The organism is Rathayibacter tritici, assembly GCF_002932875.1.
In the GTDB taxonomy this organism is placed as follows: domain Bacteria; phylum Actinomycetota; class Actinomycetes; order Actinomycetales; family Microbacteriaceae; genus Rathayibacter; species Rathayibacter tritici.
Window position 1 is genome coordinate 1 of the sequence record NZ_PSWS01000015.1, and the last position, 12,552, is coordinate 12,552.

The following is a 12,552-nucleotide window of genomic DNA, read 5'->3' on the forward strand; positions in this document are numbered from 1 at the left end:
ACTATCGGACCCCGAACGAAGCCGAGCAGGCATGGATCACCGAGAACCTCGCCGCGTAGACAACTATTCAACTGGTCCAGGAAACGTTGGGCAGCTCATTCAGACCCCGACTACACCCTCAATTACGATGAGCCTCTTATGGGGATCGCCCAGGGGGACGCTCCGAGCGCCCACAGCAGCGACCGGATGTGAGCAGCATCGCTCGGTGTCGTCATTATCGCTGCGCTTCGTGTCGTGGTTACATTGCGTCCGATGAACCTCTACTGGTCTCTGGCCGCCCCAGCTCTGGTGCTGTTGTCTCGTGTTCTGTGCGGGGAGGGCGTGTTGCGTCGTGCTCGCGTAGCTCTTCGCGGAGCAAGCGGATCTCGTCCGTGAGTTCGCGTACCTGTTCTTGGGTTCGCTTGTCGGCGTTCTCGTCGTGTTGCGCGACTCGCTCCACGATGTACGAGGCGAGGGTGGCGGTGACAACACCGATAAGCGCAATGCCGCCCAGCATGATGCCGGCTGCGATGAACCGCCCCGTTCCGGTCACGGGGTAGAGGTCTCCGTACCCGACGGTGGTGATCGTGACGAACGCCCACCACAGCGCCTGGTCGAACGTCGTGATCAGAGCTCCGGGTGTATCTCGCTCAGCATCGAGCACCGCCAAGGAAGCAACGAAGAGGAGCAGCGCGGTGCTCAACGCGGCGAACAGGATGACCCGGCCCCGGAACGCAGCGCCCGCACGGCGCTGCAGGATCGACACGAGTGTCACCAAGCGGAGGAGCCGAAGCGGGCGCAGGAGGGGTAGCGCCACCACGATGAAGTCGAACAGGTGCGTCACGAACCACCGTCCGCGCCGTTCGGCGAGAATCACATTGACGAGGTAGTCCAGGACGAACAACACCCAGGTTGCGTTGATCACAGCATCCGCTACCGCCGCTGTTGCCCCGGTGAGGTGGCCCAGCACTTCCCAGGCGTACGCGATCAGGAAGACTACCGCAGCCACCGTCAACGGCCACTCAGTGATCTCCTGCCAACGTTTCTGCTTCACCCGATGACCGTACACACCACCGGAGCGGGGTGGTGGCTGCTCACAGGCGCCGGGTTCAGGAGTCTGTCGCGTAATGGAATCAATCAGCGGGACGCCGAGCGTCCAGCTACGCCGTTACGTGCGGCTTGAGACGGTACAAGCCCTAGAACTGCCAAAAAGTCATCTACAGGTGTTTCCGCTCCGAGACGTGTGGCCAGTCGAATCGACCAGGCCACACGCTCACTACGCCGCCTTCGAGATTACCGACTCGGTCCAGCGCGAGTCGACGAGGCTCTTGAAGGTGGCTACCAGATCCTCGTCGGCTCGGAGCGCGCGTTGCGTGACTGCGAGGTTGGTGGCGCGCCCGCGGGCAAGGGTACTGTCGGTTCGCAAGACGCGCTTCGGAGTTGTGACCAGCTTGCCACCGCGGATGGTCGCGCGCTCGAGCTGAGCGAAGCTGAGCACACTGGTGCCGTAGAAGCGGTCCGCGGACATGAGCAGCGTGGGACGCGCCCAGCCCTTGGGTACGAGGACAACGGGCTCCCCGTTCGCGAGTGGGAGTTCCACCTCGCGGATGCTCCACTCCAGCTGGTCGATGTCCCAGATCTGTCGGCGGAACTTTCCAATCTGCCCCGCACCGGTCGTGAATTCATCGAAGTTCGCGACGACGTCCGCCGTGAACTGGATGAGCGCGTCGAAGGCGAGTCGCGTCGTGATGTCTGACGTGCGGTCCCGATCGATGCCCTCGATGAAGAGAGGTAGGCCTTCGAGCTGGCGCATCATGCCGACGCGGACGAGGGGGCGGAGGTCGCTCTGGAATGCTCCCCAGATCCATCGACCGACGTCAGACGCGCCACCGTGACCTCGGAAGCCGGCTGCTGCCATGCCGAGCCTCGTCTCCCAGGGTTCAACGAACTGCTGCAGGAGCGCGAGCCCCCGGGCGTGGTCGTTGCGCGACGCGGACAGGAGGCAGGAGACGACTTCGTTGAGGAAGGTGTCGATCGCGGTAACGGCCTGGCGACGGAACGGCTCGGGCATCGTGCTGAGACGCAGCGCGTGAGGGTCGAGGTAGAGGCCGTTGTCACAGCTCAGCTCGACGTTCACGAAAGGCACCGGTCTAGTGATCTGCAGGTATTCCGTGATTGTGGGCATGAGCCCTCCTTCGGGGTTGAGTGCCCGAGGGGGAACGCGAGGGCACTGAGTCCCCTGCGCTGGAGTTGACCATCCAAGTCACTCCGTGCCCCTCGGGCCGGTCCCTGGCCCGATCCCATTGCAACTGGGATCGGGCCAGTGGTCTATGTGCCTACGCGGACTCCTCCGACTGGCCAGCAGGAACCTGGCCTGCCTTGGGCCGGCGATTCGTGGTCGCCTTCGACCCGGGCTTGCTGATGTCGACGACGAGGAGCCCGTCCTCGACGGACGGCGTCCAGCGGTAGGCATCCGAGGTGTCGAGGCCGATGAACTGAGTGAAGAGCGTCCCCGCAATCAGCCAGGGACCGCGGTCCGTCGACCCTTGCGCACGCACGGGTAGGCGTTCTGGTTCGTCAGCGATGCCGGGCGAAGAGCGATGGCTTTCCGCTCCGCGTCCCAAAGGAGCTCGACGCCTTCGGGCTTGTCGATCGCCTCGAACGCAGCGCGGTTGATCGAGATGAGGCCACGCTTCTGGATCGTTATCGACGGCGTCGTCGGAACCGGTGCGATCCCCTTCTCGTACACCTGGAAACCCAGGGCCTACTCCTTCTGCCCTGCGAATCCCACCGTACCATCTATCGAGAAATTCATTCGTGAATTCCACCAGATTCACTTGTCAAAAGCGGTCTTTCGCCGAAACTGTCGCCGAGTATGTAGTCATCGATCGGCGATGTGGAGCATTTCGGCCGCGTCTCGTCACCTCAGTGGGTGAAGGTCCCGGGCGTGTGTTCATCCCGTTGCTCCGATCCTTCGTCCTCTCGCCGAAGGTGTTGACGGCATCGACTACGCGGAGCTGTGCTGTCGTAGTCAGTAGCCACTAGGCGTTGGCGAAATTATTTGGGACATCGACGAGGACGCTTTAAACGGACGGGGTAACGTTGTGTCGCCTGAGTGCGCAATGCGCCGAGAGCGCTGCCGTCGCCGTGTTCATGAGCTGTCCGGTGGGTCACGGTACTGACGACTGCGAGGACCGCCGTCCCATGAGGGGATCTCCTAACGGACGGTCGTCGGGACTCGCAGGCCGATCAGCTGACGACGACTCGCATGAACCGCACTCGGACGTCCGTGATGTTGACGTAGGCGTACTGCTGAGAAGTGGCGAACGCGAGGTGATCGCCCGTACTGAGATCCGCGGCGCCGTCCTCTTTGTCAATGTGGAGGGATCCCTCGAACACGATGAGCATCTCCGACCAACCCACTGGATCAGGCTCGGCGTCGTACCGGTCGCCGGGCTCGAGGACCCACGACCAGAGCTGCGCGTCCACGGCTGCGGGCACGGACGCGAGCAGCACCGCAGCGCTGCCGGGCACGTCTCCTTGCCAGGCGAGCTCGCGGATGTCGGCGCGAGGTGCGGCGGGCGCGGCGACGAGATCAACGAACGTCACCCCGAGAGCATCCGCGAGGTGATCCAAGCCCGTCAGGCTGATGTTCGCCTCGCCAGCTTCGAGCTTCACGATCGTGCGGCGACTGATCCCGGAGCGTTCCGCGAGGGCGACCTGGCTGAGGTCAGCGGTCGCGCGGAAGTGGCGCACGTTCGCGCTCACGTGTGCGAGGACGCCCGGCGTCTTTTCCCTTTGCATGTGCACTATTGTGCACCATAGAGTGTGCAGCATGGTGCACATGCTCTCCCGGAGAAGCCTGCTCTCGAAGCAGGAGGTCGCTCTCACCGCCGTCACAGCGGTGTGGGGTGCAACGTTTCTCATCGTGCACATCGCGGTGCAGTACAGCGGCCCGTGGTTCTTCGTCGGCGTGAGATTCACCACCGCCGGGATCATCAGCGCGCTCCTGTTCGCTCGTGTGCTGCGCGGCATCACCGGGAAGGAGCTGGGCGCGGGCTCTGCAATCGGCGCGATGATTTTCCTCGGCTACGGCTTGCAGACCGTGGGCCTCCAGACGATCACCAGCAGCACCTCGGCCTTCATCACCGCGATGTACGTCCCCCTCGTGCCAATCCTCCAGTGGATCGTGTTCCGCAAGCCGCCGCGGCTCCTGACCTGGATCGGAGTGGCCTGCGCATTCGTCGGACTGATCCTGGTCGCCGACCCGGGGAGTGTCGGCTTCGTCTTCGGCTTCGGAGAGATCGCGACGGTGATCAGCACCCTCCCGATCGCGGTCGAGATCGTCCTCATCGGCTGGTTCGCAGGACGCGTGCACCTCGGCCGCGTGACGGTCGTGCAACTGCTCGTCGCAGGCCTTCTCGGATTCCTGACCATGCCCGTCTCCGGCGAGCAGCCACCCGCGTTCTCCTGGGTGTGGGTCGCACCAGCCGTGGCCCTAGGAGCCGCGAGCTGCCTCATCCAGGTCACGATGAACTGGGCTCAACGGTCGGTCTCCCCAACGAAAGCGACCATCATCTACGCCGCTGAACCGGTATGGGCGGCGATCATCGGACGGATCGCCGGTGACCGGCTGCCTCCGATCGCCGTCGCGGGCGCCGCCCTCATCGTCGCCGGTGCGCTCGTCAGCGAACTCACCCCCCGCAAGCGAACGACCCCGAAGCGCTCTCTGGACGCTCTCGAGGCCCCCGATGCCCTCTCCCCGCGGCTCGAACAAACGGACTAGCTGTACCTCTATACCACTGAGGTGGCCGCCATCGTCTCGTATGGAATCGATCAGCGGAACGCCGAGCGTCCGGCTACGCACGCAACGTGCAACTGTAATCGGCATCAGCCCCAGAACCGACATACGGTCAGTTATTGGACAAGCGCGACAGGCCCATGCACGATCTCAGGGACGCTCTGCGATCACGCTGGTCACGTCTTCCATTGCCTTTACCCATCGGGTTGCCGGAGCGCTTCGAAGCCCGATGAGATCCAGCATGCGATTGAGATCATCGCCGAGATTGCGAGTGAAAATTGGTTCGTGGTGAGCAAGTCGGTTTCGCAGACGCCTGAGGGTTTCGAGATCCCCGTAGATACGGTTCCGCAACGCGTCCGCGGACATGGTCGGCGCTTGTGGGAAGGCCGCAGCAATGTGCGGTTGCCGGAGTCGAACATCGTGGCGGCCCGTGAAGAGCTTCTGCCAGAAGACGAACTTCAACTCGGCGATCACCCTACCTGTCGTCGGTTGCACATTTCGAACGTGCGATAGCTCGCGCCGAGGGTTGAAACCGCCGCCAGGACCTGGGTTCGGGAGGCTGCCGAAGAAGGTGGAGTTCCAAGGCCATCGCGGCCCGTAGACCTGCTCGAGCACGTCGGCTGCTGCGTTACGGGTCGTCACCTCGGAGAAGTGCGAAGGAAGCATCAGGGCGGCCGACACGCGCGCGTTCCACCCGTACAACGTCATCGCCCGCGCGAGATCTCCTCCGACAGCCGCGACGTAGGTCAAGGCACGCGGACCGCTGAGAGCGGCGCTGATCGCGGTGTCGTCGATCGGACTAGCTGCTGGCACCATCGCACGCTACAATACTCACCATGAGCCGTGGGACTCGCGGGCTTCGACCTCCCCCCATGGACAAACGAAATGAGAGGGCCCCGTCGCTGAGACGGGGCCCTCGTTCGTTTTCCAGTGCGGTGACTCCGCGCTCCTCGGGTGGCGTCATTCCGCGGCCCTTGGATGCCGAACCCATGCCGCTACGTCACCGACGGCACCCGCGCCGCAGGTTGCGGACTGAGGGAACCCCGCGGAACCGCGGAGCCGCGGACCCGCGTGTGCAACGTGACACGGCAGAGTTCGTTCGCTGCTCCGGGACCTGTACTTACTCCCGAAAGAAGGTGACGGAACCGTAAGTTCCCTCGTCACCGCGCGTTAGTAGCCGTAGCGGTGTTGTCGCTGCAGGAACGCCTCGTGACCGCCCTCGAGGATGTCCTCGGCGATGCGTTGCACGCTCTCGGTGTCGATGGAACCGACCCCATCCGCGATGGCTCTGCCGCGGTGGGGGGTGTCGCCTCCATGATCCTCGAACTTCTCGATGATGGTCCGCCCTCGTCCGGGCTCTTCGGGCGCTGACCTCAGCGTGTACGTCAGCGCCGACCGGCTTGCCGGCATTGCGGGCCTCGGCCCTGCGCGGCGCCGCCTCGACATGATCTGGGCGATGTTCCGAGACAATCGGACCTACACACCCTCGGCCCGCTTCGGGGCCGCCTTTAGAGGAACCTGCACCAGTGCACACTGCCCCAAAGGCTCCTCAAACGACGACCACAGCGCCGCAACTCCTCGCAGCGTGAGCGCTTCGAGATGAGCGGCTTCCTGCAAGGAGATCGGTGTCCGGACGTCCAGTGGGTCGGTCATCGGATAACGGCAGCGATGGCTCCGAACTCAATCAGGGCGTCGGGACGCTCAGTGTGAGTGCGCGTCGAGCGACGTGAGGTACTCGGCGTTGCCTCGCATCGCCGGCTTGTACCGGTCGAGTTCAGCCGTGTCGACGTGGTCGGCCAGAAGGGTGAGCAGGCTCGCGAGTGCGGTGTTCACCTGTCCGGCAGCGTGGAGCGTGAGGGACTCGAACACTCCAAGGGCAACGGAGCCCGGGAACTCGTCCCGCGCTCGTGCGAACAACGCCAGAGAATCTTCGATCCGACCGAGATTGCGGAGGGTGCTGCCGTACTGGAGGTAGCAGCGGCGGCGGATGTCTCCGCTCAGTCCCAGCTCCATCGCCCGCTCGTAAAAACCGAGAGCGGTCGCTTCCTCTCCCGCCGTGTCGTAGGCGCCGCCGAGCTCGTAGACGACCCGGGGATTCTCGGGGTGCTCGTCGTAGAGGGGGAGAAGAGCGTCGATCGTGGGACGCATGTCCTCCCGGTTCCGGGCAGCGAAGATGCTGTCCAGTTGCGCATCGAGAGTGCCTGTCATGGCCAGTCCCCCTAGGAAATCTCACGTGAGCTGATTCGGACCGAGACAGTCTGACATTGACCGCGTCCGATTCACGCTGACCTCCGATAGCCGGTGACTCACCGGAGCGTATGCGTGTCGATCGCTGTCGTTCTGATGCTGCGGCTGCGTCGTCGTCGTCCTAGGAGAGCCAAGGCTGAAAGAAGAAGACGGCGACGTCCACTCCGCTGGGAGCGAGTGTGACATCGGTCGTCGTCCTCGGGTTGATGCGTTCCCGGCCCTCCATCTGCTGGATGTAGTGCCCGCCACCGGTGAGCCCGCCCGCTGAGCGACCGGTCGCGACCGGACGGAGCCGGCCGGAGGAGCCTTCACCACTGTTGACAACCTGATTGAGATTCTTCACCTCTCCACGGCTTCAATCTATCTCACTCCGCCGACTCCACTCAAGTGATTTCATCCCGCCGGAGAGGCAAAGAAAAACGATCAGGAAGACGACGAAAGCCCCGTAGTTGGCTTAGAACCACGGGACCCGTCGCCTCGATGATCGCACACCACCAGCGCCCCGATCACCAAGGACTTCATCGCGTCGATCCGCGAGAACGGAGTCATCACCCCGGTCCTCGCCCGCCGCGACGAGCACGGCACCGTCACCGTCCGCGCCGGACAGCGCCGCACCCTCGCCGCCCGCGAAGCCGGAGTCGCCACCATCCCCGTCTACGTCGTCGAAGGCGACGAGACGACCGCCGACCGGATCGTGCAGCAGATCATCGAAAACGACCAGCGCACCGAACTCTCGCTCGCAGACCGCACCGCCGCGTGGGCGCAACTCGCGTTCGAGGGCGTCACCGCCGCAGCGATCGCCAAGCGCACCGGCACCCAGACCGACGCCGTGAAGAAGGGCCTCGCGGTCGCCGAATCCAAGGCCGTCACGTCCGTTCTGCACGAGCACGAGCTGACCCTGGACCAGGCCGCGGTCTTGTTGGAGTTCGAGGACGACGCCGCTCTGCTCGCCGTCTCGAGTTCCTGCGCGTTGAGGTCGAGGCCTACAAGACAGAATGGGCCCTTAGCGTATAAGTCCAATTGCGCGGTCCTGCCACTTCCCGGCGGCGGTTGTCTTCAACGACCGCCGCGGTGTCGGCGGCAGGATCGCACTCGTGATGCGTCCACGTAGAGCGCCAGTTCTGTGGCGTCGACATGACCAAAGCCTGCGTCGTTGGTGACCAGGCCGTTCGCGCCAACGTACGTCGCCGTCGCGGCATGGGCAGCGTCGTATGACGCCAGGCCATATGCCGTCATGTTTGTCAGAACGAGGTCCGCGACCTCATCGAGTTCTACACGCAGATGAGGCACCGTCGCCAGAAGATCACTCCATGCGTTGAGCAAATCTTTCGAAAGCCGACCGGCCCGGCGGCGTACTCGCCCATCCGCTCGCAGACGAGGCCACGCACTAGGTCCGTGTTGCTCCTTTACCGCGATCTTGAAGGCGATCTCCGCCAGCTCCAACTCCAGCAGTCGGTTGTAGAAGATGGTCGAATTATTCCCCACCAGATCGAGCATGAAAGCGCGGCTCGCGGCATGCAGAGACTCCGTCGTGACCAAAACGTTCACAACGAAGGACGTATCGAGTGCGACTTCACTAGGAAGGATGAGCGCGGGATTTTGGTACGAGCGAACGTTCCGGGAAAGAGCGGGACGACCTGCGGGCACCTACTCGGCCCGGCCGGCCTGGGCTGCGCTGCGGCGACTAGTGGAGGAGCTCGAGGTGATGTGGCCTGACATCGCCGCACGGGTAACGATGCGTCCGCTGGCCACTGAGGCCGCCGTACGGCGCTCCGAGACCGTCCCAGTCGGCGCAACGATGCGCGACGCCTTCGCACTACTGCTCAACCGATTCTTGACCATGACGGAAGTGTAGGCCAGGGGGCATCAATTTGTCTCCGCAGAAGTTGCCGCTCGATGCGGCCAGGCCTGTCCCGGTAGGGGATCGCCCAGCGAGACACTCCGAGCGTCCACAGCAGCGCCCGGATTCGCGGGTCACGGAGTGCCGCAGATGACCCATCCGATCACCCGCCCGCTGAGGGGGCCGCGAGCGGAACGCTCCCCGCCTGGCTGATCTCGTGGGATACGTACCACCAAACAGGACGCGCAGGCGCAACGCCCTGGCCGCCGCCAACGCCCCCGCCGAACGCATCTCGACTCCACCGAACCGACCACTCGATCACGCGCACCGACAACAACTGCACACGCGATACGACTCGACACTCGCAGCCGCCGCCCAGTCACTGTCAGACCCGCGTGAGGCGTCGCCCCGGCCGCGGTTCTGGCAAGGCGGCGGAGGGAGCCGTAACGGCGGACAACACCGCCAGAACCGTCCCCGGGCGGCGCCTAGTCGTTGCCGAGGATGATGATGGAGGCGGTCGGGGGTAACGCGTCCTCGTGGTACCGCTCGATCTCCTCGGTGGCGGCCGGGTCGGCCTGCTCGAGGAACTGGGTGAGGCGGGCGACCTCTTCCGTCTCGCCGATCGATTCGGCGGCGCGGCGGAGGGCGTAGAGGGCGAGGAGGAAACCACGGTTGGGTCCGTGCCGCCAGGGGATGGGGCCCTGGCCGCGCCAGCCGGCAGCGCGGAGGAGATCGAGGCCGCGGTGGTATCCGACGCGGGCGTAGGCGTAGGAGGGGAGCGCTGCGTCGATGCCCCAGACGCTGTCGGCGAGGAGGGCCCAGGCCAGCGGGGAGCGCGGATAGGCCGCGGCGAGGGCGGCGAATTCGACGGCTCCCGGGTCCGCGTGCTTGGTGAGGGCCGCGGTGACCGCGGGCTCCTCGGGGAGGAGCGTCGGTTCGGGGCCCAGCAGGTTCTCGCCAGTCATGCTGCCAGGCTATCCCGCTCCCGGTTGTCCGGGTCTGGGAGCCGACCGTCCGGCGCAGGCCTGGCGCTGCTCCACGGTGCCGCCGCGACGGAGAGGATCGCCGAGCAGTGAGCACCGTCGGGCAGTGAGCACCGCGGAGCAGCGGGCCCCGCTGATCCTCCCGCCATCGCCGTCGCGCGGAGGGGCGCCGCCGATAGCATCAACGCATGGCGACAAACCGCAGTGAAGTCGAGGCCTGGCTCACCGACATGGACGGTGTGCTGGTGCACGAAAACAAGGCGCTCCCCGGTGCGCCCGAGCTGATCCAGGAGTGGATCGACTCGGGGACGCCGTTCCTGGTGCTGACGAACAACTCGATCTTCACGCCACGGGACCTCGCGGCGCGGTTGCGCGGGTCGGGGCTGCACGTGCCGGAGGAGCGCATCTGGACGAGCGCTCTGGCGACCGCGGATTTCTGCGCGTCGCAGAAGCCGGGCGGGAGCGCGTTCGTGATCGGTGAGGCGGGGATCACCACCGCGCTGCACGAGGCCGGCTTCATCATGACCGAGACTGCGCCCGACTACGTGGTCGTGGGTGAGACGCGCAACTACAGCTTCGAGGCGATCACGAAGGCGATCCGTCTGATCGTGGCGGGGGCCCGTTTCATCGTCACCAATCCGGATGCCACGGGTCCGAGTTCCGAGGGCGTGCTCCCGGCGACGGGGGCGATCGCCGCGCTGATCACGAAGGCGACGGGGAAGGATCCGTACGTCGTCGGCAAGCCGAACCCGATGATGTTCCGCTCGGCGATGAACAAGATCGGCGCGCACAGCGAGAACACGGGGATGATCGGCGACAGGATGGACACCGACATCGTCGCGGGTATCGAGGCGGGTTTGCACACGGTGCTGGTGCTGACGGGCATCAGCGACGAGGCCGAGATGGAGCGCTACCCGTTCCGACCGGACGAGGTGCTGAGCGGGGTGCACGAGCTCCTGTCGGCGGAGCCGCTCGAGTCGGAGTTCCCGCCGGAGTCCGCGGTCTGACTCTCGTCGGCGCGGTGCCTCTCCACGAGACACGGGCGGCGCCGTCGCCGGGCTCAGAAACGGACGTGCTGGAGCACCCAGGCGTGCATCGCGACGGCGGCCGCCGCTGACGCGTTGATCGAGCGGGTCGAGCCGAACTGGGAGATCTCGAGCACGGCCTCGGCGGCGTCCAGCGCGTCCTCCGAGAGCCCGGGCCCCTCCTGCCCGAACAGCAGCAGGCACCGCTCGGGCAGGCGGTAGGTCTCGAGCGGCACGCAACCGGGGACGTTGTCGATCGCGATCAGCGGCACCTCCGCCTCCGCCGCCCACTGCACGAGATCGGCCACCGTCTCGTGGTGCTGGACGTGCTGGTAGCGGTCGGTCACCATCGCGCCGCGCTTATTCCAGCGCCGCCGGCCGACGATGTGCACGCTCTCCGCGCCGAACGCGTTGGCGCTGCGAACGATCGAGCCGATGTTCATGTCGTGCTGCCAGTTCTCGATCGCGACGTGGAACGGGTGCCGGGTGCGGTCGAGTTCCGCGACGATCGCGTCCATCCGCCAGTAGCGGAACCGGTCGACCACGTTGCGCGCGTCGCCGCGCTCCAGCAGTTCCGGGTCGAGACGGTCATCCTCCGGCCACTCGCCCCGCCAGGGGCCGACCCCGTTCGTGGTGAGCTCGACGGAGGCGGTGGGTCCCGCCGCGGGGGTCGCCTCGTTCTCCTGCACGATCGGCAACCCTACTGCGCGTGAGCGGTCGCGGTCGGCCCGAGAGCGCAGGGCACGCGGATCAGCCTGCGGGGCTGCCGGCCAGGGAACCGGTCAGCTCGCCGCCGCCTGCTCGGTTGACGAAACAGTAGTAGCTGCGCTCGCCCGCGTCCCACTGCTCCTGGGTGACGGGGAACGCGCCGGACACCTGCACGTCGCCGTAGGCCTCGGCCGCGGAGATGCTCACGACGCCCTGCGCCTGACAGAGCGAGGAGACGGTGACGGCCAGCGCCTCCTGGCCGGGGAAGGCGGCGTCGGTCAGCTCGGCCTTGGCCACGAGCTGAGCGGAGTGGGCGGTCGCGCAGTCGACGACGGTGAACTCCTCCGCCCAGACGGAGTCGAAGGGCTGCACGCACTCGCCGCCGAGCATCGCCCTCCACGCCCAGGTACCGGCGGGCAGCGGGCCGACCGTCGGCAGGGCCCCGGTCGGCGCGGGCGTCGCATTGGCGGGCGTCTCGCTGACGGCCGGGGCAGGCTGCGGGTCGGGTTGATCACCGGCGCTCCCGACGGCGATGCCGATGGCGAAGAGCACGGCGAGCAGAATCACGGCGCCCGCCGCAATCAACGCGATCAGGAGGCGCCGCCGGCTGAGGGTGCGCCAAAGCGACGGTCCGACGGGGGCGGATTCTCGCTCGCGGCTCCCGGGGCGGGACCGGGCCGAGCGGGACGTGCGCGGCGCGGCGGCGTTGACGTGCGCGGCCGCGGGCGCGGTGCGAAAGGGAGCCGCTTCGGCGGCGACGGCGGGCTCGGACGCCGGCTCAAGGTCCCACGCGTAGGCGCCCGCGGTCTCCCGCCAGAGTTCCTCGTCGCCACCGTCCCTATCGGGCTCATCGCGCGGGGCGACTATCTGCTCCCACACGGGCGGCTGGTCCCAGTTGCCACGCGGGTCAGGCCACTCGTAGACGGCGGGCGGGGCCGGCTCTCGGGGGGCGGGCGCGGTCGCGCCGGT

General features: G+C 66.2%; 15 protein-coding genes. 3 read left to right on the forward strand and 12 right to left on the reverse strand.

Going from position 1 to position 12,552, the window contains the following annotated elements:
- Window positions 1-238 precede the first annotated feature (238 nt).
- From C5D07_RS02525 to C5D07_RS02545, 4 genes are all read right to left on the reverse strand, one after another.
- Complete coding sequence (locus C5D07_RS02525; protein ID WP_084415727.1) at window positions 239-1,033, reverse strand: potassium channel family protein; 795 nt, start codon at window positions 1,031-1,033, stop codon at window positions 239-241.
- A 222-nt stretch (window positions 1,034-1,255) separates the two neighbouring features.
- A complete protein-coding gene (locus C5D07_RS02530) occupies window positions 1,256-2,164 on the reverse strand; it encodes a hypothetical protein (protein ID WP_068250536.1) in 909 nt (302 codons plus the stop codon).
- Between the two features lie 151 nt (window positions 2,165-2,315).
- Window positions 2,316-2,537: a hypothetical protein gene (locus C5D07_RS02535; protein ID WP_068250533.1), complete on the reverse strand. Its 222-nt coding sequence runs from the start codon at window positions 2,535-2,537 to the stop codon at window positions 2,316-2,318.
- A 691-nt stretch (window positions 2,538-3,228) separates the two neighbouring features.
- Entirely contained in the window at window positions 3,229-3,783 is a 555-nt protein-coding gene (locus C5D07_RS02545; RefSeq protein WP_104258602.1) for an XRE family transcriptional regulator, read from the reverse strand.
- Between the two features lie 31 nt (window positions 3,784-3,814).
- Here C5D07_RS02545 and C5D07_RS02550 point away from each other — a divergent pair, with 31 nt between their 5' ends.
- A complete protein-coding gene (locus C5D07_RS02550) occupies window positions 3,815-4,765 on the forward strand; it encodes a DMT family transporter (RefSeq protein WP_084415725.1) in 951 nt (316 codons plus the stop codon).
- A gap of 165 nt (window positions 4,766-4,930) precedes the next feature.
- Here C5D07_RS02550 and C5D07_RS15175 read toward each other — a convergent pair whose 3' ends face one another.
- The 4 genes from C5D07_RS15175 to C5D07_RS02565 all read right to left on the reverse strand — a co-directional run bounded on the left by C5D07_RS15175 (window position 4,931) and on the right by C5D07_RS02565 (window position 7,370).
- Entirely contained in the window at window positions 4,931-5,596 is a 666-nt protein-coding gene (locus tag C5D07_RS15175; RefSeq protein WP_146076809.1) for a hypothetical protein, read from the reverse strand.
- A 354-nt stretch (window positions 5,597-5,950) separates the two neighbouring features.
- Window positions 5,951-6,190: a hypothetical protein gene (locus C5D07_RS02555; protein ID WP_068250525.1), complete on the reverse strand. Its 240-nt coding sequence runs from the start codon at window positions 6,188-6,190 to the stop codon at window positions 5,951-5,953.
- Window positions 6,191-6,481: 291 nt separating this feature from the next.
- Window positions 6,482-6,988 (reverse strand): tetratricopeptide repeat protein, encoded by a 507-nt coding sequence (locus tag C5D07_RS02560; RefSeq protein ID WP_104258603.1) that lies wholly within the window; start codon window positions 6,986-6,988, stop codon window positions 6,482-6,484.
- A 160-nt stretch (window positions 6,989-7,148) separates the two neighbouring features.
- Window positions 7,149-7,370, reverse strand: coding sequence for a hypothetical protein (locus C5D07_RS02565; RefSeq protein ID WP_104258604.1), 222 nt, complete (start codon window positions 7,368-7,370; stop codon window positions 7,149-7,151).
- 204 nt (window positions 7,371-7,574) lie between these two features.
- On the opposite strand from C5D07_RS02565, the gene C5D07_RS02570 reads away from it, so the two are divergent.
- A complete protein-coding gene (locus C5D07_RS02570) occupies window positions 7,575-8,138 on the forward strand; it encodes a ParB/RepB/Spo0J family partition protein (protein WP_249028155.1) in 564 nt (187 codons plus the stop codon).
- Here C5D07_RS02570 and C5D07_RS02575 read toward each other — a convergent pair.
- Window positions 8,084-8,674 (reverse strand): type II toxin-antitoxin system VapC family toxin, encoded by a 591-nt coding sequence (locus C5D07_RS02575; protein WP_104258606.1) that lies wholly within the window; start codon window positions 8,672-8,674, stop codon window positions 8,084-8,086. The genes C5D07_RS02570 and C5D07_RS02575 overlap by 55 nt on opposite strands.
- Window positions 8,675-9,352: 678 nt before the next feature.
- Window positions 9,353-9,832 (reverse strand): DUF3151 domain-containing protein, encoded by a 480-nt coding sequence (locus tag C5D07_RS02580; RefSeq protein WP_104258607.1) that lies wholly within the window; start codon window positions 9,830-9,832, stop codon window positions 9,353-9,355.
- Between the two features lie 206 nt (window positions 9,833-10,038).
- Here C5D07_RS02580 and C5D07_RS02585 point away from each other — a divergent pair, with 206 nt between their 5' ends.
- Entirely contained in the window at window positions 10,039-10,857 is an 819-nt protein-coding gene (locus C5D07_RS02585) for an HAD-IIA family hydrolase (RefSeq protein WP_068250500.1), read from the forward strand.
- A gap of 53 nt (window positions 10,858-10,910) precedes the next feature.
- Here C5D07_RS02585 and C5D07_RS02590 read toward each other — a convergent pair whose 3' ends face one another.
- Together C5D07_RS02590 and C5D07_RS02595 are read right to left on the reverse strand one after the other, a co-directional pair.
- Window positions 10,911-11,564 (reverse strand): TrmH family RNA methyltransferase, encoded by a 654-nt coding sequence (locus C5D07_RS02590; protein ID WP_104258608.1) that lies wholly within the window; start codon window positions 11,562-11,564, stop codon window positions 10,911-10,913.
- 61 nt (window positions 11,565-11,625) lie between these two features.
- A partial coding sequence (locus C5D07_RS02595; protein ID WP_211286310.1) for a septum formation family protein occupies window positions 11,626-12,552 on the reverse strand: 927 nt, incomplete at its 5' end.